21 protein-coding genes are annotated in these 22,694 nt (G+C 58.9%); 14 read left to right on the top strand and 7 right to left on the bottom strand.

Features of this window, described 5'->3' with window-relative positions; genetic code table 11:
• Positions 1-53 precede the first annotated feature (53 nt).
• Positions 54-1,370: an adhesin gene (locus tag MFF62_RS24945; RefSeq protein ID WP_238265807.1), complete on the top strand. Its 1,317-nt coding sequence runs from the start codon at positions 54-56 to the stop codon at positions 1,368-1,370.
• 8 nt (positions 1,371-1,378) lie between these two features.
• On the opposite strand, the gene MFF62_RS24940 is transcribed toward MFF62_RS24945, so the two are convergent.
• From MFF62_RS24940 to MFF62_RS24925, 4 genes are all read right to left on the bottom strand, one after another.
• The gene (locus MFF62_RS24940; protein WP_238265806.1) at positions 1,379-2,194 is read right to left on the bottom strand and encodes a hypothetical protein; all 816 of its coding nucleotides are present in this window, start codon (positions 2,192-2,194) and stop codon (positions 1,379-1,381) included.
• Positions 2,195-2,504: 310 nt separating this feature from the next.
• Complete coding sequence (locus MFF62_RS24935) at positions 2,505-2,699, bottom strand: YqaE/Pmp3 family membrane protein (RefSeq protein WP_238265805.1); 195 nt, start codon at positions 2,697-2,699, stop codon at positions 2,505-2,507.
• Positions 2,700-2,758: 59 nt separating this feature from the next.
• Entirely contained in the window at positions 2,759-3,973 is a 1,215-nt protein-coding gene (locus MFF62_RS24930; RefSeq protein ID WP_238265804.1) for a FlhC family transcriptional regulator, read from the bottom strand.
• Positions 3,974-3,977: 4 nt separating this feature from the next.
• A complete protein-coding gene (locus MFF62_RS24925) occupies positions 3,978-5,150 on the bottom strand; it encodes a hypothetical protein (RefSeq protein ID WP_238265803.1) in 1,173 nt (390 codons plus the stop codon).
• Positions 5,151-6,034: 884 nt separating this feature from the next.
• On the opposite strand from MFF62_RS24925, the gene MFF62_RS24920 reads away from it, so the two are divergent.
• The 5 genes from MFF62_RS24920 (at position 6,035) to MFF62_RS24900 (ending at position 11,409) form a co-directional block, all read left to right on the top strand.
• A complete protein-coding gene (locus tag MFF62_RS24920) occupies positions 6,035-7,171 on the top strand; it encodes a DUF7146 domain-containing protein (protein WP_238265802.1) in 1,137 nt (378 codons plus the stop codon).
• Positions 7,172-7,563: 392 nt separating this feature from the next.
• The gene (locus tag MFF62_RS24915) at positions 7,564-7,905 is read left to right on the top strand and encodes a DUF3085 domain-containing protein (RefSeq protein WP_238265801.1); all 342 of its coding nucleotides are present in this window, start codon (positions 7,564-7,566) and stop codon (positions 7,903-7,905) included.
• An 88-nt stretch (positions 7,906-7,993) separates the two neighbouring features.
• Positions 7,994-8,464, top strand: coding sequence for an outer membrane lipoprotein (locus MFF62_RS24910; RefSeq protein ID WP_238265800.1), 471 nt, complete (start codon positions 7,994-7,996; stop codon positions 8,462-8,464).
• Positions 8,465-9,092: 628 nt separating this feature from the next.
• Entirely contained in the window at positions 9,093-9,569 is a 477-nt protein-coding gene (locus MFF62_RS24905) for a hypothetical protein (protein ID WP_238265799.1), read from the top strand.
• Between the two features lie 286 nt (positions 9,570-9,855).
• Positions 9,856-11,409, top strand: coding sequence for a hypothetical protein (locus MFF62_RS24900; RefSeq protein ID WP_238265798.1), 1,554 nt, complete (start codon positions 9,856-9,858; stop codon positions 11,407-11,409).
• Positions 11,410-11,590: 181 nt separating this feature from the next.
• Here the strand turns inward: MFF62_RS24900 and MFF62_RS24895 are convergent, their stop codons facing one another.
• On the bottom strand, positions 11,591-11,923 hold the full coding sequence (locus MFF62_RS24895; RefSeq protein WP_238265797.1) for a hypothetical protein: 333 nt from the start codon (positions 11,921-11,923) through the stop codon (positions 11,591-11,593).
• Positions 11,924-12,346: 423 nt separating this feature from the next.
• On the opposite strand from MFF62_RS24895, the gene MFF62_RS24890 reads away from it, so the two are divergent.
• Complete coding sequence (locus MFF62_RS24890; protein WP_238265853.1) at positions 12,347-14,950, top strand: autotransporter family protein; 2,604 nt, start codon at positions 12,347-12,349, stop codon at positions 14,948-14,950.
• On the opposite strand, the gene MFF62_RS24885 is transcribed toward MFF62_RS24890, so the two are convergent.
• Positions 14,908-15,099, bottom strand: a complete 192-nt coding sequence (locus tag MFF62_RS24885) for a hypothetical protein (RefSeq protein ID WP_238265796.1) — start codon at positions 15,097-15,099, stop codon at positions 14,908-14,910. The genes MFF62_RS24890 and MFF62_RS24885 overlap by 43 nt on opposite strands.
• A gap of 62 nt (positions 15,100-15,161) precedes the next feature.
• Between MFF62_RS24885 and MFF62_RS24880 the strand changes: the two genes are divergently transcribed.
• The 5 genes from MFF62_RS24880 (at position 15,162) to MFF62_RS24860 (ending at position 20,465) form a co-directional block, all read left to right on the top strand.
• Positions 15,162-15,524 (top strand): hypothetical protein, encoded by a 363-nt coding sequence (locus MFF62_RS24880; protein WP_238265795.1) that lies wholly within the window; start codon positions 15,162-15,164, stop codon positions 15,522-15,524.
• A 1,189-nt stretch (positions 15,525-16,713) separates the two neighbouring features.
• Complete coding sequence (locus tag MFF62_RS24875; RefSeq protein WP_404990833.1) at positions 16,714-16,932, top strand: DUF2188 domain-containing protein; 219 nt, start codon at positions 16,714-16,716, stop codon at positions 16,930-16,932.
• 5 nt (positions 16,933-16,937) lie between these two features.
• Entirely contained in the window at positions 16,938-17,123 is a 186-nt protein-coding gene (locus MFF62_RS24870; RefSeq protein ID WP_238265794.1) for a DNA ligase-like domain-containing protein, read from the top strand.
• Positions 17,124-18,227: 1,104 nt separating this feature from the next.
• A complete protein-coding gene (locus MFF62_RS24865; RefSeq protein ID WP_238265793.1) occupies positions 18,228-19,232 on the top strand; it encodes a tripartite tricarboxylate transporter substrate-binding protein in 1,005 nt (334 codons plus the stop codon).
• A gap of 270 nt (positions 19,233-19,502) precedes the next feature.
• Positions 19,503-20,465, top strand: a complete 963-nt coding sequence (locus MFF62_RS24860) for a Bug family tripartite tricarboxylate transporter substrate binding protein (protein ID WP_238265792.1) — start codon at positions 19,503-19,505, stop codon at positions 20,463-20,465.
• Positions 20,466-20,503: 38 nt separating this feature from the next.
• Here the strand turns inward: MFF62_RS24860 and MFF62_RS24855 are convergent, their stop codons facing one another.
• A complete protein-coding gene (locus MFF62_RS24855) occupies positions 20,504-21,430 on the bottom strand; it encodes a LysR family transcriptional regulator (protein WP_238265791.1) in 927 nt (308 codons plus the stop codon).
• Between the two features lie 129 nt (positions 21,431-21,559).
• Here MFF62_RS24855 and MFF62_RS24850 point away from each other — a divergent pair, with 129 nt between their 5' ends.
• Together MFF62_RS24850 and MFF62_RS24845 are read left to right on the top strand one after the other, a co-directional pair.
• Positions 21,560-22,093, top strand: coding sequence for a thiamine pyrophosphate-binding protein (locus MFF62_RS24850; RefSeq protein ID WP_238265790.1), 534 nt, complete (start codon positions 21,560-21,562; stop codon positions 22,091-22,093).
• A 3-nt stretch (positions 22,094-22,096) separates the two neighbouring features.
• Positions 22,097-22,693 (top strand): thiamine pyrophosphate-dependent enzyme, encoded by a 597-nt coding sequence (locus tag MFF62_RS24845; RefSeq protein ID WP_238265789.1) that lies wholly within the window; start codon positions 22,097-22,099, stop codon positions 22,691-22,693.
• The last annotated feature ends 1 nt before the right edge of the window (position 22,694 follow it).

The following is a 22,694-nucleotide window of genomic DNA, read 5'->3' as shown; positions in this document are numbered from 1 at the left end:
CGCAGGGCAGGCTGGCCCCGGCGGCCAGCCTCGGACGAAACCAGGAGCATCACATGATACTGAGCAGCTATTCGATGGGCCTCGTTCTCGGAAGCGTGGCCCTGGCCGGGTCCGTAGCCTGGGCGTATGCCGAGCAGCAGGAAAACCTTGCTACGGGAACCGGCAACTATATGGCCAACATTGCGAACGCCGTGAACACCTATACGTTCGAGGCGTTCTCCGAATTGGCGAAGCGACCGACTGGCGCGATCAATCTCACGGTGGGGGTGAAGACTGTCACTGTTGACGACCCGCTACATCCCACCATCCCGGACCTCATCAACTTTGGGCTATTGCCAGAGGGATACGCCGATGTCAGCCCGCTTGGGCTGTCCTTCCGCGTGGATCTCGCTCCCATGAACTGCGAGGAGGACTTAGCTGCGTGCTCGATACCGGGACTTGTCTACTCGACTGAAGGTTATCGTGATGCGATCGGACGCATCCGCAACGATTTACTCGGGTTTGCAGTCACAAAAGCAGGTCAAGACGCCGGGGTCTCTTTTGCAGAGACGCCGGAAATCATCACAGGAATGGCCGCCAGCTGGAGGACAGAAAACCCAGTGGTGGGGCAGCCCGCAGGCGTCTTGGCAATGCAGGTGGGATCGAGTTCGCTGCTCGCTCAGTCGTTGAATCAGTTCTACAGGCGGGATGGGACGCTGAACTTGACGGGGCCGATGGATGCAAACAATCAACCGATCAGCCGGGTGGGTGATATTGAATCGATAGCGACGATCACAGCGGCAAGAAATGTCGTAGCCGGTGAGTCGATTGAAGGCGAAGCACTTTATGGGAGGTACATCAATTCAAGCGGAAATCTTGATGTCGCCGGTAATGTATCAGCACAAAAGCTGAATGCAGATCTTGATATTCAGGCCGGTGGCTCCGTGCACGCATCCGGTCATCTGTATGCAGCGGGAGCACTGATACCGTCCATTTATGCATCAGAGAAGGTCTCAGAAGGACAGCAGTGCATTGATCCCGAAGGCGCAATCCGCAGCGACCCGCGCGGTAGAACGGTCTCCTGTCAGCAGGGCATTTGGAAAACGGCCAGCGGATCCGGAGCGGTGCATTCAGTTTACTTTGCTTTGGGCGGGCAAGGGTTTGGAAACGTCTATCCGGGCATTTGCGTCTACAGAGACGGGGCGGTGGGTTTGTTCGTCGGAAGCTACGCGCTCTCAACAGATCTTCGCGAGGGATCGGTAACTCCAGATCGCAACCACCCACACTATAGTCTGGGCGCGTACATTCAAAGCGATGGATGGACTTGTCCTCCCGGAACGCTTGCGGTCAGCATGCAAGCCACCATTCACGACGGAGGGAATGGTGGCTGATGTATTTTCTAGCCGCACTTCAGGACAACAAGGCCAGCTACATCACCGCTGTTTGGAGTCGGAATGACATATCCCACAGCAAGATATGGCTTGGACTCATCCGTCCCAAACGTCTGGGTTTGGCGTAGGAAACCTTGAGACTGCATAACTCCATTGAGAAGCGCATAGATGGCCGTCGCGTGAACCTCGGTGTCGTTGCCGATTCGAACGCGTAGATCGAACTTGTCGATGACGGGGCCGTTCACACCGATGGTGGCTGATGCGCCCAATACATCGCCCGGGGGATAAGTGCCCCGCACCGACGTTGGTCGTGTTGCCGCGTCCAGAGCGCACGATATCGATCGAGGCTCCATCACTCGATGGATAAACAGCGGCCTGCCGATTGCATAGTGGTCGCCTTGGTTTGGGCCCACGGTTCCGAAGGATGTGCTGCCATCGGTCCAGCGTCCAATGGCGTAATCATCGTTGCCTACCACGTCCACGATCTTGCCGCTGTTCAACGTGATGAGGCTGCCCGTGTTCACGCCGATCTCGGCATAAGCACCTTCAGCGGTGGTCTTTTGAAGCGCCTCGGGAAACTTTGCGCTTGCGATGGTCTGAAACGCCGGTGCGGTGTGCGTTGAGGTATGCGCGACAAAAACCACCGACAATGGGTCGGCTGAGATCGGTCGGGCACTCCCTTCCACTACGATCGTCTGTCCAGGCGGATTTGTGCCACCGCCCATAGGCTCCTCATCGCCCCCGCCACAACCCATCGTTGTTAGTGCCGCCACATACAGAGACGACATCAGTAGAGCCTTCTTTTTAACGCTGCTTCGCATCATGGTTCCCAAGCTGGAGGCGCGCTTCGCCCATCGAAGCGCCGGCCTCCAGTTCAGCAAAAGGAAAGGGTCGACCACACATAGACCATTCCCCATTGCAAACCTCTAAGTACCATCGGAAGCGCCGAGCGCGCTTGCGCTATGGCAAAGCTTGGTACAGCCGAGAGAGAAAAATCATGCAATTGGCGAAAAGCTATGCTGGACACAGCAGCTTTCGTCTGCAGACATCAGAGTTTATGGAACCGAGCAGCCGGGAGTAGGCCACCGAGTAGAGGGCGCAGAGCCGCTGAAGACGTGCTCCGCGCCGACTAATTTAGCGGATAGCGCTGAGGGCCGCCTGAATCTTGCGATCGGTCTCATATTGGCTCAGCGCGTAAGTAGACCAGATGGCCGCAGGTACCCAGCCAATGAGGGTGATCTGCAGGATCAGGCAAACGAAGCCCGCGAGCGGACGTCCGATTGTGAAGAATTGCAGCCACGGCAGGAAAATTGCAAAGAAGAGACGCATGAGGTAGTCGTGTGAAGTGGTAAGCGTTGAAGGTTCAAGGGCGCTGGGAGGATCGCCCCTTATGGGTCGATGAAGTAGCGCAGGTTGACGCTATACGTTTTCAGCGGGCCCGGTGCGGTCCGACGGCGTACATGGAATTTGCCAAAGCAGCCTGGACATTGAAAGCCGGTCGGCATTCCTATCTTGTCCGGGCTGTTGGCAACCAAATACGGCGTCTCGCACATCTTGCACGGTGCGAGCCGTAGGTGGGCACCGCTTTCCGATAACTGAGCGGCATGAATTGAGCGTTCTGGGGTCACTCTGCTCTCCTCGCCGAAGAAACGCCTAAAGAGGTCGTAGGCAGCAATGAGGGCCTCCACCGGGTTGTATCCGTCCGCGCGAGCTGCGCGATGCAGTGTGGTTACCATGGTTGCCTGCAAGCGATGCGACGCTGTCTCGAAGTACCATGCCTTCGATTGAGGCAACTGTCCGGACACTGAAGGCCTTCTGTGGATTAGGCGGTGCCGTTTGCGAACCTGTTCGATTGGAAAACCAAGCACATCGGCAACAACCGATGCTCGGAAGCGCTGACGGACCATAAGGTCGCAATAGACGGGCTTCATAGCAGGATCCACCTGGATAGCCCATCGACGTGGCGTGGATCGGAGCTGATGCGCGCGTAGCGGCGTGGATTCGAGAATATGGTGTCCCAGACATTCGCGGGACAGGTGCCTGCTTCGTAGATCGATCCAGAATTTCTTGCTCTGCAATCGCCAGCGAAAGGCTGGAAAACCGGCCATCTGGATGGCGAGGTCGAAAGCATGCGGAGACAACGATCTGAGGTACTTCGCAAGATCGAGACTAATTCCCAGCAGCGGCGCCGCGACGGCGCTACGGTGAAGCAACTCCATCACGAGCAGGCTAAAGTCGCGATTGTTATACAGTAGCCGCAGTGCGTCTGATTCCGGCCATGTCGGTATTTGGGCGCGCAAGTTCTCCACAGTACGCGTTGGTGGGCCGCCGCTGATGAGGCATTGCCAATCCGCCACTTCGGTCAGTACCGGGGTAACAACAGAAAACGGTGTACCCATCAGATCCCGATGCGCGTCTTGCGAACTGCGCAGGGCGGCAATGTCTTCTCTGCTGACTCGCAGAATGCTCTCAAGAATCGGGTAGGCTGACACCGCCTCGGCTAGATAGTCAGTGAAATAGTAGTTGGCTGTGCGAATCCTGTCTCGACGGTAGCTATCGAGTATCAGTTTCTCGACTTCGACGGTAGATGGGTCCAGATGCATGCAGTCATCCTGTTGGTTGCAACGCACCGCGGACTTGTGTCAGGAATCGAATCGCGACATTGGCGGTGGCTTGAAGGACTTCGCGTACCGCTTGACCATCTTTGTCAGCATCCATATGGATGCGGCGCTGGACCCTTGGCAGTCGTGCCATGACCCGCTCGCAGTCATCGACAAGCCCCGCTAGTTCCTCCTTCGCACGAATTTCCCGGTTGAGTTCATCGCGTTTGGACAAGATGGCAGCGAGTTCCGCGTTGGCAGCAGCGATCTCCTCGTTCTTGGCGCTCAATGCCATCTCGACCGAGGAGAAGCCCGACGAAGTGGCCTGATCGACGTCTTGGCGATCAGATCGGGACAAAAGCTCAAAGCGTTGGGCCAACTCGGCCTTCTCTTTCACTAGATCCTGGATTTGCATTTGCAACCGACTATGTCCAGCGTTCTGTCGGGTCAATTCTTCGCGAGCTTTCTCCAAAGCCAGGCGATTGGCCTGATGGTCAGTTGCTGTTTGATGGAGCTTGGAGTTAAGACGAGTCACCTCGGCTTCCAGCTTCACCTGCGTGGATTGTGAGGAGGCTAGCTCGGTTGCCACGATATCCAACTGCAGTTCCTGCGCACGGATTTGATCAATGTAGTGTCGAATGTGTGCGCGCTTGAAGCTCGGATCTGATTGCTTCAAGTCGATGACTGCATCGATTTCCCGATCCGTGTAGTCCTTGCGGCGGAGAATCATCAACTCCCCCGTCTTCAGTGCCTTGAGCGCCCGATCATGATGATGGAAGCGGCGGTGGATATTGAGATAGAGTTCCGCACGCCTTGGGGGGATGTGCAGGACGTTCTCTGCGACGTCATGGAACCTCTCGCGCACGCGATTCTTTGCCTCTCGCGTCTCGCCGAACTCTGCCGTAACAATTTGATGGATTTCCTGATGTAGGAACTGTACCTCCCCGGCAGCCTCGGCGATCAGAAGATAGATCTTATTGTGGGTATGCCGAATATTGCGCACGCACCCAAGAATCCGCTCGAACTGGCTCTCTTCGACCGACAAGCCGGAGAATGCCGCCCGTAGTGCAGTTTCGCTGCCCCGCTCCACACGGGCCTGGTCAAGCTCGATGTGTTCGCTCACGTCGTCGTCATCGACAGGGGATTTGAGAGATCGTTGCAGTGATGAATGATCGTCCATGATTTTCAATAGTCTTCGAAGTTAAAAAAGCGCGAGACGGCAGCGCCCGCGCGTCGCTACAAGGCATAGCTTACGTATTGCTTGCATCGCGTCAGAGGCGAAAAGCAGCGGTATTTACGTAGCGCTTCGGATCGAGCGACTTGATAGTCCAGTACGGAACCAGCAATCTCACTTGCAGCGTCCCGTAGCGGAGGGACGTTGTCGGTCTCCCGCGCGCTGGCATTGCCGCGCGTAGCCACCCAATGAACGGTTTGCAGCGATGGCGAGCACGCGCATGGGTCTACTGCGGAAAGCTCACTAAAATCGACGGACATTCGGCCCGCTCGTTGCCCACATGTCGGCGTACTATGAATTCATCGTCGGCGTCGTTTGACGCTTCGAGCAGGCCACTTGTGGGTGGCGCATACACGTGCCTATAGCCTTCCGAGCTGAAGGCAGTCATTCTTGTCATCGCATTTCCTCTCATGACCGGCCAACACGCAGGCTGAGTCGTCAGCGTCGCGCGGCCGTATCGGCGCAGCCGTACAGAATTTGCAAGGACGCGTCGTCCCATAACGGCAGCGCGGAATGCTGAACTGGTACGAAAAATCTGTCTCTGACTTTGCTTAAGTTTTTGGCCGAACCGTTTGGCCAGAATTTCGTCTTCGTCAAACAGCGCAGGTTTTCACTCGCGAACATATCGAATGTCATGTTCACCTCTTGACTTGGGGAGGCATCTGCGCATCCGGTGCGTATCCACGCAATGACTCCGGCGTCTGCGCCTGTCCTCATCACCCCTTTCACACCACCCGCTGCGCTGGATCACACGAGCCCTGCGCAGCCGCCCTGTTTCGGGACGACGCTCGGCCGTGGGTTTCCGGTCACAGCATTCAACGGAGCGTTATATGAAGAAGATTCGCGAGCTTGTTTCCGGATGGACGCCTGAACATTGGAATGCGCTGGTCAGGGAATATCTCCCTGCAGCTGTCCTGACAGATGCCTTCTGGCAGGGCAAACCAGTGCCGTGCCCCGTCTGCGGAGGCCGAGATCGCTTCTGCTATGACAATCGAGGTGGGCGTGGTGACTGGTTCTGCCGCCAATGCGCGGCGGGCGGTCCGATGGCTGGCGACGGCCTGGCGTTGGTGCATCGCTACACAGGGTTGACGTATGGGGAGATCGTGCGTCAGCTGAGTGGTGCTGCCACGCTACCCTCAGTGATCACTAGCAAGGCTGTCGACGTCCTGTCTCCGCGTGCTCGGCGACGATCGCTGAGTCCCGAGGCGCGACTGCGCCGCGTGCTACGACAGTTTGCGCAAGCGAGTCCCCTCATTGCGGGTGACCATGCAATGCGCTATCTGGAAGCGAGGGTCCCGGGGTTGACAGCGCCCATCCCTGATGTCCTGCGACTTGCGCATCAAACCTATTGGCACGATGGGAAACCGATGGGCAAATTCCCAACCATCGTTGCAGCCTACTCACTGCCAGATGGGAGGCTCGCGACGGTCCACCGGACGACGCTTGATCCCCGGGAGCCGCGCAAAGCGATCGTTCGCTTCGCAAGCGGGGAGATTCTTCCGGCCAAGCGAAACGAAGTGTCTGCTTTCCCTCTGGACGGCGGCGCAGTGCGGTTGATGCAGCCGTACCATGGTGAGCTTGGTGTGGCGGAAGGGATCGAGACGGCTTATGCCGCGTACATGCTGTTCGGTGTCCCGACATGGGCATGCCTTAACCGAGTGCAACTGAGCAAGTTTGCAGTGCCATCAGGGTTGGACGTTCGACGGGTCCATATCTTCGCGGACTTCGATGAGATCGACTCGAGGACACTCCAATCGCCCGGTATTGTGGACGCTTTGACGTTGCAGCGCCGTTTGCGCGCGGCGGGCATCGAAGCGGTGTTGCACCGCCCGAAGATCCGCGGAACTGACTTCTGTGATGAATGGAGTACGGCATGCATTGCCGGCAAAAAGCAAAGGTTGGCTGTCAGCGCTGCCACAATGCCGGAGGAAGTTCCCGAGCCGACGCAACGTCGCGTGTTGGAGTAAAGGAACTATCGCTGCCAGATTTGTGGACCAACCCGACGTATGAACTTGCGATGCGTCAAAGCCACGCGTGCTGCCTTCGCATAGTATGCATGCACTTATCGCGTTCTACGCGACCATTGCGACAACAGTCGCAGCATTCATACTGAGTTGTTGGGGCTAGCACCTCCGCGGATGGGACTTTGTAAAGCGAAGTTCCAGCAAAGAGTTTCGCTTTCAGGACAGATCGTCGAACTGTTCACGCAGCCGATGCACGGTCCATCAGTGATCCGTAGGGCTTGCTTTTGCTAGGCCGTCGGATCGCTCGCCTTACGCTTCGATGTCCGAAGACCGTTCTAGTTCGATGTGGGGCACAGCTCCCCACCAGGCGCGTGCTCGCATTTCAGGAGCCGTGCATGCCTGAACTCTTCCTCAACCGACAGGAGTTGGAGCGCTTGGTTGCTTTCTGCACGAATGCAAAAGCGGACCAATTCCTTGTCGCAAAAGATCGCGGTGCATACGTGGGCTATCGCTTCGGCAATACGCTTGCGCAGCAGTGCATGTATTACTTCTGCGGCTGCAACCCGGAAGTCGATGCCGACTATGACCGTAACGCCCGCGTGGCATTCGGCGGCGGAGACTTCGTGGAGCGACTTCCTCTGAGTTATCTCCAGAATGCGCTGGCGGACCTAGCGTGCGAGCGGCTACGTATTGCCGTCACCGCGGACGCAATTCGCCTGACCCATCTCTATTCCTGATCGCGACGGTCTCCGTCACCGGTGTTTCTATTCCCATCCACGGGCCGCGCGCCTGTGGGCGTGTTGGCCTATTCATAAGGAGGTCGACATGCTTGGTCGTTTTACGCTCGTTTCCATCTGCTTTGCCTTGTGCACCGGTTGTGCAACAGAGCTGGGCGCCAGCGACCACTATCGCGGCTCGGAGATTGGGCAGATTGGCAACGTGCAGAAAGTAACGGTAGTTCACGTGCGGCCTGTTGTCATCGATAACGAATCGCTTTTGTCAGCAAGCTCCGGTGTCCCTACGATGCTGAGTGCGGTTGCTGGCGGCCTGCTTGGCGCAAATGTGATCGGCCAGGGCAACGGCCGATATTTGGCTGGTGCACTGTCCGGAACGGTGTCTGCCTTCATTGGCCAGACAGTGGCAAAGCACCTAAGTCGACGCGATGGCCTGGAAGTCATCGTCCGTACGGAAGATGGTCGTCAGGTGGTTGTCACGCAGGGTGCAGACCAACGCTTTGTTCCTGGCGAAACTTTGTATTTGATTTCGGGAGCAGGCGGCCTTCGTCTGACCCGATGACCTGGCGCCTTCGGCGCAAACCATACTTAATCTTCCTGCGCGGAACGTCTTCCGCGTATGGGGAAGCTGCTTCTGCGCACTCTATGGAGAACCATGATGTTACGTGCAGAGGCTGTGCCGCAGTTAGATTCTCGCAATCCAGAGGGCATCTTATCCTTGGGGTATGCAAGGTTGTTTCTTTGGCCAAAGCCCAGTTGCCATGAGCGGGCGTGGTACTGGCGGACCGGCGTGCGAAGATGAGCTTGATGTCGGGCGATAGACCATTCGCCATCGACCTTTATCGAGCCGCTTTTTTTCTGAGAGAAGAAGCGGCGTCAACGACTAAGTCTTCATCACCTCTAACGGGGCTTTGCTCCTGGAGGGCGGGCTCCGTCAACCGGAGCATCGCTATGCCATTAAGACCACAGTAGTTTGTTTATCTTGGCGCGAGCTCGTTGCAGTGTTACAAGCAACGGCGAGCCCCAACGCAACGCACTATTGAGTGCCATTCTCACCGGCTTGTGCCGGTCTTACCCTTGCGGGACATCGCGCCCGCAAGGGGGATGTCTCGCTCCAATCCTGTAGGAGCTTGCATGAAACGAACTCAGTGGCGGCCAGCCACCACGGCGTGAGATGGAAGTGATCGAGCATGATGAAAGTCATCAAAGTCACGTTCGTATCCGCCCATGGGGATGAGGTCACGAGTCGCGGTGAATATGATCGAGCCACGGGTCTGATCCTGCTTTCCGAGAACTTTCTGGAACTTGCGAAACTGGTATTCGGGGACCTGCAGCAGTTCGAAGCGTTCGCGTGCGAAAGCGGGCGTCGCTATCGACTGGAAAAGGTCACGGCAAACACCTTTCGTCTCAGGATTCGCAGCGGGCGTCGCTGCAATCTAATTGGTGAAGCGTGGCGGGCGGTCTCGAACCCAACCCAGGCGCAGGAGCTGCAGAATGGTAGGTATTTGCACACCATCTCAGCAGCAGCGCTGGTCGGAGCATTCGGCTTCGTCGGATCTAGTAGTGACTGGATGCTTAAGGACTTGACGAAGGTCACGGGTCTATTCGGGGTCGCGGTCCTACTATATGTCGTGGGTGCCATCTATCACAAAGGAGAATCCGAATGAGTTTCACCGTACTTGTGCTGGTTGTGGGCGGTGCGCTTGCGGCGTACGGTCTATGGATCCGTCGCGGTGGTGCCAGGGACGATTGATTCATACCGCCGACCAATATGCTGGCATGCGTGCTCGTGTGTCAGGCACGGGCTTCGTCATTCACGCATGAGAAAGTGCGGCTGCTATTCATAGAGCAAGCCACTCTAATTTGAACACATTCGCGTCACGCGGATGTACTGTTTCCACCCTCTTGGGGCATGTCCCCGAGAGGGGCATGCTCCGTCTATCTGGAGCATCCATGTACCTTGTTCACGTTGGCCGTCAGGTCACGCATATTTCCACCCTGGCAGGCGTTCTTTATCATCTAAACGACCCTGCGCGCATTGCGGCCGCTTCCGGACCAGAGGCTGTCTCAGTGCACCATGCAAGCGGGGGCTTCATCCCTATCGCGCGTTTGGCGTCGGGCAGCTTCGCGCTTCGTTTGGAGGGTTCGACGCAACGTATCCTGACAACGATCCACGACGAACTCGAACGTCTGATTGGGGGGACGGGCCGTCGTATCGATGAGCCCTACGAAATGCGCCGGAGCGTCTGGGGTGCTGTCATGGCCGCAGGACGACTTGCAGATTATCCGGAGGAAGCGCTCGACCCGCACGGTAGTCTCGATATGATGATCTGGGAAGTCATGCTTCTTGACCCCAGCATTGAGGTGGTGGATTTCGGAGCGATTGCTGAGCAGGAGTTCATCAAGCGGTTCGGATACGGCCCCACGGGGCCCGTCCACACGCCTGGGATGCCACCGTCCGTACGGCACGAAGTGCATGTCGCTTACGCTTTGTTGCGAGACGACAAGGTGCCGGAGGTCGTCCTCGATGAGTATCGTAAGAGTCCGCGTCTCGTCCCTTACGATGTCGAATGGATGCATACCCTGATGGCCATACCCGCCTTGCGCGGTACGTTGCCGGGTGGCCAACTCCAGGCGTTGTGTCGGGTGATTCGAGCCGAGAAGCTCAAGGTCACTGATGACAATGTCATGGAACTGGTCGCAGTCGTTGAGCGGTTGCAGGCAGATGCGACGGTGGTTCACGTCGACGATGCCTTGTTCCGGGCGGGCTTCCTTTCACCAAAGGAGGTGCCCAATGTACGAAAGCCCGAAGACGCCGACGCAACACCGAGTAGCGACCTGGCCGCAAAGATTCATGCGGAAATCACAGGTAGCCGCTTCCGGACGCGAGTGAAAGAGGCAACAGCGGCACGGAAATCCTTTGAGATCAGCCAAAGGGAATTCGACTACCGTGCCTGTGCCGCCGCAGCGGATCGAAGCAGCTACGGGTTCCGCTGGCCTAACAAGGTGGCACGCGCCGTTCAGGAGTGTGACCTTCAGGAACTGCTGTTCATCTTTGATGCACCGCGGAACTGGAACCTAGGCTCGAAGCGAGCGCTTCACAGCGTTTTGGGTGTGGATCTCGTGAACTGCACGGCGGCTATTCGCCGTCGAAGGATCTTCGAGTTTTGTGGCATGTCTGTTGAGGACCAAGAGCGCTGGGAAGCGCAGGCTGCAGCAAACAGGGAGCGAATGAAACGCGAACTGTCGCTTGAGATGGCTTGCCAGCGTGCGGAAGATACCGAGCGCCGACTTCCCGACGGTCGCTTGGTCAATGGCTGCAAGTACGTCGACATGTGTATCGAAGAGGGCTTCTCTAAGATCGTCGAAGTGCGCCAGGGCAATGCGATGTCGTATCGCATTCAGCATCCGACGCGCGGGGTGTCTCGTGCCTTGCACGTGAAGGACGGCACGTTGGCTTATGCGCGCAAGCGTTTGAGCGAACGCAAGTCCGGATCTGGCTCTTGACGCCGGTTGGATTGGCGCGCCTCGCCCTGACCGAGAGGTCAGGGCCTCCTTTTCATGCTGGAGTACTGGGCGCGTGCCTGGTATTCCAGCATCTCTCCTATAGCACGCGCCACTTGTCCGTGCTATGCGCTTTGGGCGGAATGTCAGCGCAGGATCGTGGATTCAATAGGTCGATGCAACACTAGACGCCGCTGATGCGCGTGTCGGTCAGCGTGGACGCGTGCACCTCCTGCTCGATCTCCGCAATCTGTCTGCCGTGCCGGGTTTCCAGCAGCGAACTGACCAGTTCGCCGGGAAACTGGTGCACGGCTTCGACGATGTCGGTGTAGACGGGGTCGATATGGATATCGGTCCAGGCGATGGGCGTGGCGCTGGCGGCGTCGCGCATGCGCACGCTGGACACAGGCAGGCGCCGGGGCTCTTCCGCGCAGCCGATGTCCTTGGCGGCATCGCCGGTGACCGTCACGGTTTCCACAAACTGCACCCCTCGCCGGTGCTCCTCGCTGAACTGCATGTTTTTGGGAAGAAAATCGACACGACCAAGTCACGACCGCATGTGGAGGCGTGTTGCCACCGAACTAAAACTATCCGTGCACCTGGAGGCAATTTTTAGGGGATACCGATGAAAGCCGTACTCGTCTTGACTGGCGCGCTTATCCACGAGCAGTTGCTGGAGAATGCGACGATGCGGCCGGGGGGAAAGTCGGGCGGGCTGTAGCGACAGCAGCAGCGGCGAGGTGTGGCAAAAACCACAGTAAATGTGGCGATTTAGATATGTTTGCGACATTAGCGCTTACTATGCGGGCTCTCTCCCGCCTGTACACAAGCGATGTCGATTCATAACAAGAAAGCCCCCTCATCTCCCGTTTCTCCCGCGTTTCCTTCGCCTTCTGATCTTCCTCGGCGTTCTCCCGTTGCAAAGGGCGTCTCGTTGCTGATGGCGGCTGCCGCGCTGTCGGGATCGAGCGCGGCGCTGGGTGCGGACATCGTATTCCGGGGCAGCACGCTGGCTGCATGGTCGGCCACCGGATCGTGGACAGGCGGTATAGCGCCCGGGCGCAATGATCGTGCGATCCTTGGCGGCACCTCCGCCACCCGGATCAACTTCCTGAATGGTCCGACCATAGAAATCGGCTCCGTATTGATTCGCGATGGCAGTGTGGTGTCACGTTTCGACAATGAGGCGATGCCGGAGGTGCATTTGTACGGCACCGATGGCGTGGGCGTGCAGAACGACAGCGCCGTCACGATGCAGACGTTCTTTCGCCGCACCGTCCTCGAGAACGACATTTCCATTCGCGCGACCAACGTCAACGGCGGTGGTTACACGATGCCGAATGGCCTCACCGTGGCCGGGCAGTGGAAGGGCATCGATCTCAATGGCCATACGTTGACCTTCGATATGGTGAACGCCATCAATCGTACGGATCTGGGTGCTGCGATCAGAGGGCAGGGCGACGTCGTCAAGATAGGGGCTGGCGTATTCGCCACGACGGCGGCGCATGAGTACACCGGCCGGCTGTTCGTCGATGCCGGCAGCGTCGTGCTGACCGGCGGCGGCTCCTTCGCCAACGCGAGCGAGGTCAACGTCAAGTCGGGCGCCGTGTTCGATGCATCGGGCGTGACGCCAGGCAGTGCGACCATCCAGAGTTTGTCCGGCGATGGCCGTGTGGTCATGGGCAACAAGCGGCTCGACATCACCAATGGTTCGGCCACCGTGTTTGGCGGCAACATAGAGACCACGGGCGGCCTTGGCATCGTCGGCGGCACACAGGTGCTCTCGGGCGCCAACACATATGCTGGCGGCACAACGATTGCATCGGGTGCCACGCTGCAACTCGGCAACAGCGGCAGTGGGGGCAGCATCGCGGGCGACGTGACCGCCAATGGCACGCTTGCCTTCCAGCGCGCTGACGACTTCACATTCGATAGCACGGTCAGCGGCAACGGGGCTATTGTCCAGCGAGGCACGGGCAAGACCGTGATGACGGGCGACAGTTCGTCCTTCACCGGGAACACAACCGTCCAGTCCGGCACGCTGGCCGTCAACGGGCGTCTGGGCGGCGCGCTGGATGTGCTGAGCGCCGCGCGGCTCCAGGGCAGCGGCATCATCGGCAACACCACCAATGCGGGGACCATTGCCCCTGGCAACTCACTCGGTACGCTGACGGTGGCCGGCAACTACGCGGGCAACGGCGGTACGCTCGAGATCGAGTCGGTACTGGGCGGTGACAACAGCGCAACGGACAAGCTGGTTGTCACGGGGAACACCAGCGGCAGCACTAACGTGCGGGTGATCAACGTGGGCGGCGGCGGGGCGCAAACCGTCGAGGGCATCAAGGTCATTGATGTCGGCGGCACGTCGGCCGGTAGCTTTACGTTGGTCGGCGGCGACTACACGTTCCGGGGCAGGCAGGCTGTTGTGGCAGGCGCCTACGCCTATACCTTGCAGAAGAATGGCAACAGTGCGCCGACGGATGGCGACTGGTATCTGCGCTCGACCGTGGCGGAGGTGGCTCCCAGCGACAGCGCCTCGTCCCCGCCGTCATCGGATACCACGCGGGCAGCCGTCCAGCCACTTTACCAACCCGGTGTGCCCGCCTACGAAGCCTACGCGCAGAGCTTGCAGGCCATCACGCGCTTGCCCACGCTTCAGCAGCGCGTGGGCAGCCGTCAATGGAGCGAAGGCGGCCTCGCAGGCGGCACGGGTGCATGGGCTCGTACCGAAGGCGAGTTGCGTGGCTCATCGTCGAAGCACTCCACCAGCGGCACGGCGGTGGACACCGACGTCTGGCGGGTGCAGGCAGGGGCTGACCACGCGCTGTGGCAGGCGCGCGATGGGGGTGCGCTGGTGGCCGGCCTGGCCGCCACCTACGTCCGGGGCAACGCACGGGCACGCTCCCCCAGCGGCGATGGCCGCGTCAATACGGACGGATACGGCTTGGGCGGCACGATGACCTGGTACGGCGCGAATGGCGTGTATGCCGATGCGCAGGCACAGTTCACGTGGTATCGCAGTGACCTGAATTCCGATCTGGCTGGCCGCATGGCCAGTGGCAACCACGGCGACGGCAAGGCGTTCAGCCTCGAACTGGGCAAGCGCACCGAAATCGGCAACGCACTGACGTTGACGCCGCAGGCGCAACTGATGTGGTCGCAGACCAGCTTCGATGACTTTACCGACCGCTTCGGCGCCCGGGTATCCTCGCAGAACGGCAAGAGCCTGCTGGGTCGCGCCGGTATTTCCATCGATCACACGGACCGCTGGCAGGAAACGTCCACGCAATCGCGCAGTCGGAACATGTACGGCATCTTCAACCTTAACTACGAATTCCTGGATCCCTTCCGCGTCAATGTGGCCGACGTTGACTTCCTGCGGCGTGACAACCGCCTTTGGACGGGGGCAGGCGTGGGCGGCAGCTATACCTGGAACAACGACCGAACCATGGTCTATGCCGAAGCATCGGTCAACACGCCACTGCGCAATTTCGGCGATAGCTACAGCGTGCAGTTGATGGCTGGATTGCGCGCCAGGTTCTGAGGCGGGAGATAGGCGCTGCGCGGGCCATCCATGATGAGCAATTCAAATACCGCTTCCAGTCTTGCTGCCAGCTGATTCGCGTCGACCTGCGTCAACGCGGCCAGTTCGACAATTTGTCCCATAACCTGGAAGCCGGCAATGACGGACAAGACATCGCGGCCCGTTGCCCAGCGTCTTTGCCCGGAAGCAGCAAGGAGAGCGGTTTGGCGAAATGCGTTTCGAATTTTCTGTGCAGGATCTCCGTGGCCAGCTTGTTGTTCCCGGATCGCAGCATGATCAGGAATCCATCCATCGGTGCTACGACTACACCGAGCATGCCATGTGGCAGTCTTGCGAAGGCAAGGCCTGGCAGATCAAAGACAGCTTGCCGGCCTACGCCGTCGACGTCTGGACCTACTTCTCTGGATGGGCCAGCCTCAAGCACGCCAAGCCGCCCATGTTCCGGACCACGGTCAGCGGAAGCCTGAGCAAGTGCTTCGAGTCGGAAACGTGGGAGCAGGCGAAGGACAAGCACCGGCGAGTCCTGGAGAAGGTCCGGGCTACGCTTCCGCGTTGTGAATCTATCGGTTGCTGAGCCTGCTCCCGAACCGCCACGAGCCAAATCTGCGCCTGGGCCTGCCGCTCCGACGGAAAATGCCCCTCAGTCCCCCTGTTTGCGCAATATGGTCACGCCACAAAAAGGCCCGCTGCGGGGCGGGCCAAGAAATTTCCACCGGGATGGATGGAGACTGGTGTGCTTTTATCGTACTCGCCGTATCGAATCGGAGTCGTCAGCGTCTGTCTGATTTGCGGCTCGTGGCGAGCCTGAGTCAGGGCGATTGACCGATTCGCCCTTCCGATTTCCAAGCTCAAGGGACAAACGCACATTGTATCGGCGAGCTTTCAGCGCCTCCAACGCGCCAATCATAGACTCCAAGCTGCGTCGCGCCAGCGCCGCGTCCCCGCCTTCCTTTTCCAATTGGGCGACGAGTTGGCGCTGAAGATCGATCTTGGCCGAGACCTCACGAATGTACCGATCAGCGATCACAAGTGACCGAAAAGGAATTTTCGCGTCCATACAATTCCTCCAAAGAGCATGGATTTTTTCAAAATAGTATCGAGGCGGCAGCTGGGCGAACTAGGGTTATTACTGATTCGATCTGCGCAGCCCTTGCAGGGAGGAGGCTGGCATGCGCAGGGCAACCGACGGTCGGTAAAATCAGATCTCTTCCTACACCGATCACTTATCCAAGTTGCTACGCTGAACAAAATAGGATGGAGACAGAAGTTGGCCCCGGACATTTTTCAGCACTTGCTCGCGACGGAGAGATGCATCGTGGACGTTTCGCGGGAAGTGGAACGGCTGGCGCGCTACATTGCGAAGCTGGAATCAAGCGGAGGGGACGCTTCCCGCGCGCGCATTGATCGAAAAAGCATGCGGCAAGCGCTGGCAGCATTGCGAACCGAGCGCGACAAATCGATCGACGCGATACGGAAGATGAACAGCGTATGGAGAGTCGCAATTCCATCATTACGTGACGGAGTTGAGGAAGACACAACGAATGCTTGGGTTCGGGGTGTAGGACAGACGCCTACCCCAAAAGGGTGCTCCCAGGGCTAAGAGAAATCAAGCAGCATTGCGCTGCTGGAAACAGCACCTTTAATCCTAAATCGTTCGCCGCGGCGTCCCTGCGCCGCGGCATTTTTTTTTGTCGGACGCTTCCCTATAGCGCCCCGCATGCAGCAACGATCAAACTGTCTCCAGAACCGCTAAGGAGACCATCATGAATGCAAATATCCACGTGGTGCCCGCCGGCGACGGCTGGGCGGTTGAAGTGGCCGGCGGCGGCGGCCGGAAGGTTTTCGGCACCCAGGAAGAGGCGATTGAAGCCGGCACCGAGCGTGCGCGGCGCGACAAGGTCGAGTTGCTGATCCACGGCCGCGACGGTCAGATCCGCGAGCGGAATTCCTTCGGCCATGATCCCCGCGACGTCAAAGGCTAGGCGCCATGCCGCGCGGTCCCGTCACGCCAACGCTGGACCAGCTTTCTCCCATGCTGCTGGTCGGGCGCAAGGCCATACCGCGCGAGGGCGACTGGCTCTACGAGATCAAGTACGACGGCTACCGCGTCTTGGCCAGTACCGGGTCCACGGCCCAGCTCAGGAGCCGCGGCGGGATTGATGCCACACGGTAGTTTCCGGAAGTGGCGGCCGCCGTCGCGAACATGCCACGCGGCACTATTCTAGACGGCGAGGTCTTTTCTGTCGGGTGTTACTTGTGAGTTAGGTGACCGAAAGACCCTGCGGCGACGGGCTTTAGCCGAACCATCTCCGATGGAACGGTACTGAGCTCGACCAAACAAGCCACAACATGGGAGCGGAGAGAGTCCCGAAGAACTAAACTCGAAACCGGTTGGGCTATCGCTGCCCGGGTATCTGCATGCGCAACGCCGATTGCGAGCAAACGCCTGACAACGGCTTCCAGAGATTCCGAACTTGCGCCGTAGGTCGGCGACTCTACCCAGTACAGCGACCGTGCTGCGCTCATCGCTGCGGCGGTGTTGTCAGCATCAACCCCTTCAATCATATAGCAGGCTGCTCTGGCGGATACCTTCGCGAAGGATGCTAGAGCGGACCAGGCTGCCTCGCCCAGGTCTTCGGCGTACGTCTTGAATAGCTCGGCAATTCGCTCCTCGTGGGGAATCATTTCCGCACGGACCCCTGGCAACTCCATGGGTAAGAAGTCAAACAAGCTGCTAGGCAGATGGTCCAGTGGAAACGGACTCGAACTGGCGGCCTGACGCTCGGGTCTAGCGCATCTCGTGGAGATTGCCGTGCTTAGAGGCTTACACATGGCAAGTTCCTAGCGCTGTGACGCGTGGGTTGATATCGCCAGCAACGATTTTGACAGCGCCTTTCACCTCTTGCGCGGTCGCGCTCGTGCATGTGGTCGCCCGTCTTGATTTCATCGTTGGCCTCCAAATCCAATACTGGTCGCACAAAGGCGATCCCCCTCGTATCGGACGAGAACTCCGGCGACGCGGCGGCGACTGACTCGCCGTAAGGGTTGCCGCCAAGTCTTTAGTGATTAGCTAGCGGGAGGCCGGAGGATACTTGCGTCCCTTTGTTATGGGGGCTTTGGACTGTTGTCTAGTCAATGATGCGCTGCGTTCGGCTTTCCGGTAAGGGCCGTTCAGTATTTCCAGATTGCTACGCAAGCCCTCATCCGCCACCCTTCACTCCGAAAGCTAGACAGACTCGGCGACGAAAGACTCGCCGTGGCAATTTCGGAGACACAAATGGTTTGCAAGCAGTCCGTCGGTACTGGTTCCTGGATTCGTTTGGCGCTCGGCGCAGTAGGCTTTGCCCTTGCTTCGTCGGTTATCGCAGCCGATGCCTTTCCGCACAAGCCCATCACGCTGGTGGTACCGTTCTCGGCCGGTGGCCCGACGGACGTCGTTTCCCGAGCCTTGGGTCAGGCAATGTCCAAGAACCTCGGGCAGAGCGTGGTCGTGGAAAACCGCCTGGGTGCCGGTGGCACTGTTGCCGCAGCCTACGTCGCACGGGCGCAGCCGGACGGCTACACCATCCTCATTCATCACAACGGGATGGCGACTGCGCCGGCCCTCTACAAGAAGCTCTCGTACAATCCGCTGAACGACTTCGAATACATCGGCCAGGTTGCCGATGTGCCGATGACGATGCTCGGTCGCAAGGACCTGCCGCCAACAACGACAGCCGACCTGGTCAAGTACGTCAAACAGAACAAGGACAAGGTTTCCCTGGCCAATGCTGGACTGGGTGCCGTGTCGCAGCTGTGCGGTCTACTGTTTGAGGAAGCCGTCGGCGTCAAGATGACGTCCATTCCATACCAAGGCACCGGCCCGGCTATGACCGCACTTCTGGGCGGCCAGGTCGACCTGCTCTGCGACCAGACGACTTCGACGCTCCAGCAAATCAATGCCAACCGCGTGAAGCTGTATGGCGTCACCACGCTCAATCGCATCAAAGCGCTTCCCAACACTCCGACGATGGACGAGGGTGGCGTCAAGGGCTTCTCAATGAAGGTGTGGCACGGCGTCTATGCGCCGAAAGGCACGCCTCCTGCCGTCACGGCTCGCCTGACGAAAGCTCTGCAGGAAGCTCTGAAAGACCCTGTGGTTGCCAAGCGGCTCGATGAGCTGGGCGCGGAGATTGTTCCTGTCGACAAGCAGACGCCGGCCGGCCTGCAGACCTGGCTGAAGTCGGAGAGCGACAAGTGGCAGCCGCTGCTGAAGACCATGAAGGTCGAAGCGACGAACTAAGTCCTGCCCGCACCGGCGCCCCGGTGCAACCAAAGAATCCAAAGCAAGGGTCCTTGTACCCTTTTCCGGCCCGCCTCGTGCGGGCCTTTTTTCTTTCGACGGGCAGATGGTGCTGTCCCTCAGGCTGGTACAGAGCACACCTTGAGATATGCAATTCTGTGATAGCAGCAGCCGAATATTCTATTTCTCTATTGCTCATTCCCTTGGATACCATGGGCTCATAGGGATGCAGCGCGTCGCTCGCCCACACAAAAATCACCCGGAAGAGACATGAAACACTTCATCGTGAAAGTGGGGGTAGGTGCGCTCATTTCCTGCAGCGCCTACGCCCAACCGACCTATCCCGACCATCCAGTGCGTCTCATCGTCGGGTTCGCAGCAGGGGGTAGCACGGACCTGGTTGCCCGCATTGTCGCCAACAAGATGAGCACGCTGCTGGGCCAAACTGTTGTCGTGGAGAACCGCGCGGGCGCTGGAGGGACCATCGCCACCGACGCAGTGGCCAAGGCCAAGCCCGACGGCTATACGCTTCTCTTCGGCACCAGCTCGCACGCTATCAACGCTTCCCTCTACAAGCGGTTGCCCTACGACTCCAGTGATGTTGTCCCTGTGTCTGTTGTCGCATCGGTACCGATGGTGCTGGCAGTGAATCCCTCAGTGAAGGCGAATACGGCGAAGGAATTCATCGATGACATCAAGAAGAATCCGACGAAATACACCTACGGGTCGGCAGGCAAGGGCAGTGCGGTACATATGGCTGTGGAACTCCTCGCGTACCAAGAGAAGCTGCAGGTCACGCACGTTCCGTTCCGCGGCGCGAGCCAGGCGATTCAGTCTGTGATTTCAGGTGATATTCCCTTCATCACGGACGCCGTGTCGACTGCGGCCCCGATGGTTCAGGCCGGTAAGCTGAAAGCCCTCGCTGTCACCACATCCACGCGCTCTTCCGTGCTCCCCAATGTCCCGACGATGAAGGAAGCAGGCTTTCCTTCCTATGAGACGTCCATCTGGAACATGGTGATGGTGCCGAAGGGGACGCCCGCGCCAGTTATCGAGAAGCTGAGCGCGGCCCTGCAGGCGACCGTGAAGGACCCCGACATCAAGCAGCGGATGCAGAAGATTGGCGTCGAACCGGTTCTTGACTCCACGCCTGACAAGGCTGCTGCGTTCGTTCAGGCCGAGACCCGTCGTTGGGCGGAGGTCATCAAAGCCGGCAACATCCAGCAGGAATGAGCCAGGCGCCGGGCCGCCATATATACGCAGGCCCGGTGTTACGCGCCAATCCAGGTTGCGCCTGGCCAGGCCCCATCAAGAACAAGACGCCGCATCAACGCAACAAGCTCGCCAGCTACGAAGCTGCTCGCCGGCGAGGGACGGCGACTGCTCGCCTGCGCGATGACGATTCGACGGGAGAGGTTCGGCGAGACAATCGGCGCTCCGGCGAGGGTGCCCGCCTCGAGTTCTTCGGACACAGCGGAGCTTGGCAATACGGTAAATCCGAATCCCTGCGCCACCAGTGCCTTCTGAACGCTGAGCGCATTCGTTTCCATGGCCACCATGGGGGTGATGCCTGCCACCGCGCATGCATGCTCGACGACGCCGCGCAAACCATGATGAGCATTCGGCAGTACTAGAGGGATGTCCTTCAGGCTCTCAACAGTCTCTGCGGTACCTTTCAACGAACCCGGTGCACCGAGGAGATAGAGCTGCTCATCCAGCAGGGCTTCGACGGCCAGGTTGGACGACACCTTGGTGTCGTAGAGAAGCGCGACTTCAACGTCTCCGGCTTCGAGCCATTCCAGTACGTTGCCGGCATACCCAGCATTGATGCGGACCACCAGTTGCGGATGCTTTGCCTTGACCGCCGATACCAGTTCGGTTGCCAGCAGTTCACAGGTACTGGGCAGCAGCCCAATCGCCGCCGTGCCGGAAAGCTCACGGCTTGCTGGCTTGATTTGCGCTTTGGCCCGGTCGAGCTCCTGGATGGCACGTCGACCGTACTCAACCATCGTGCGCCCGGCTTCGGTGAGCACCATGCCATGCCGCTCCCGTTCAAACAACTCCACGCCCAGCTCTTCCTCCAGGAGGCGCACATGCCTCGAGACAGCAGGCTGGACGATACGCAAGAGGTCAGCAGCCTTGGTAGCGCTACCGGTTTCCGCAATTGCCAGAAGGGCGCGAAGTTGCTTGATGTCCATATGGTTTGCGTGCGCTTGGGTCCTATTCAGAATCGTGATGCTGGCATCAAATAATTGTATTTCATAGTGAGATACCAACAAAACTATGATAGCAGCGTTGTCCCCCTTTCGTGTACCCCACTGCCTACTATGACCAGTCCCAGCTCGGAGCCGCTCGCGTGGCAAGAGGCCATCTTCCAGGCCTTCAAGGAAAACAATATTCAACAGGTAGCGTACGTGCCGGATGCCGGCCACTCACACGTTATCAAGAGCGCCATCGCCGACCCGGACATCCGGGACGTCGTGCTCACCACTGAAGAAGAGGGTGTCGCCGTCGTCAGCGGCGCCTGGCTCGGCGGTCAGCGAGCAGTTCTGCTGATGCAAAGCAGTGGTGTGGGCAACTGCGTGAATATGTTCTCGCTGCTCGATAGCTGCCGCTTTCCGTTCTTCACGCTCGTGACGATGCGCGGGGAATACGCGGAGTTCAATCCGTGGCAGAACCCAATGGGCCTGGCCACCGAGAAGACTCTGGAGCTGATGGGCATCACGGTCTACCGCGTGAGCTCGCCCGAGGATGCGGCAGAGCTCGTCGACGCGGGCCTGGCCTCGGCCTTCGATGCCGGCAACCGTGTTGCAGTCCTTCTGTCCCAGAGCCTGATTGGCCGCAAAAAGTGGATGCGCTGAGCTATGACTACCTCGACTCCCAAGAACGGTATTGACCGTCGCAAGTTCGTTGCAGAACTCCTGAAGCAATTCCCTGACGCGCTCGTCGTGACGGGCCTTGGCTCGCCCGCATACGACGTCTTTGCTGCCGGTGACCGGCCGAGCAATTTCTACCTGTGGGGCGCAATGGGTGGCTCCACGTCGCTGGCGCTCGGCTTGGCTATCGCTCAGCCGGAAAAGACCGTGATTGTCATCACCGGTGACGGTGAGCAATTGATGGGTATTGGTAGCCTGGCCACCGCGGCCGCCCAGCATCCCCACAATCTCTCCATCGTGATTCTGGACAACGGTCACTTCGGCGAAACGGGCATGCAACAGAGCCATACCAGCTTGGGCACCAACCTCGCTCAGGTGGCCAAGGCAGTGGGTGTGCCCACAGCACTCGAGATTTCGGACATCGACGAACTGGGCTCGCTGGTCAGCCACATCAATAAGCGTGATGGCATGACTGTCGCTCAGGTCTACATTTCGACTGAGGAGCCGCAACGTGCGCTGCCGCCGCGGGATGGTGTCTACGTGAAGAACCGTTTCCGCGAGCATCTCGGATTCGCACCCTTCTAAG

It is taken from the genome of Cupriavidus pauculus (assembly GCF_022179805.1).
Classification (GTDB): domain Bacteria; phylum Pseudomonadota; class Gammaproteobacteria; order Burkholderiales; family Burkholderiaceae; genus Cupriavidus; species Cupriavidus pauculus_E.
Note: the sequence above shows the minus strand (reverse complement) of the source record. Positions and strands in the feature narration are given on the sequence as shown.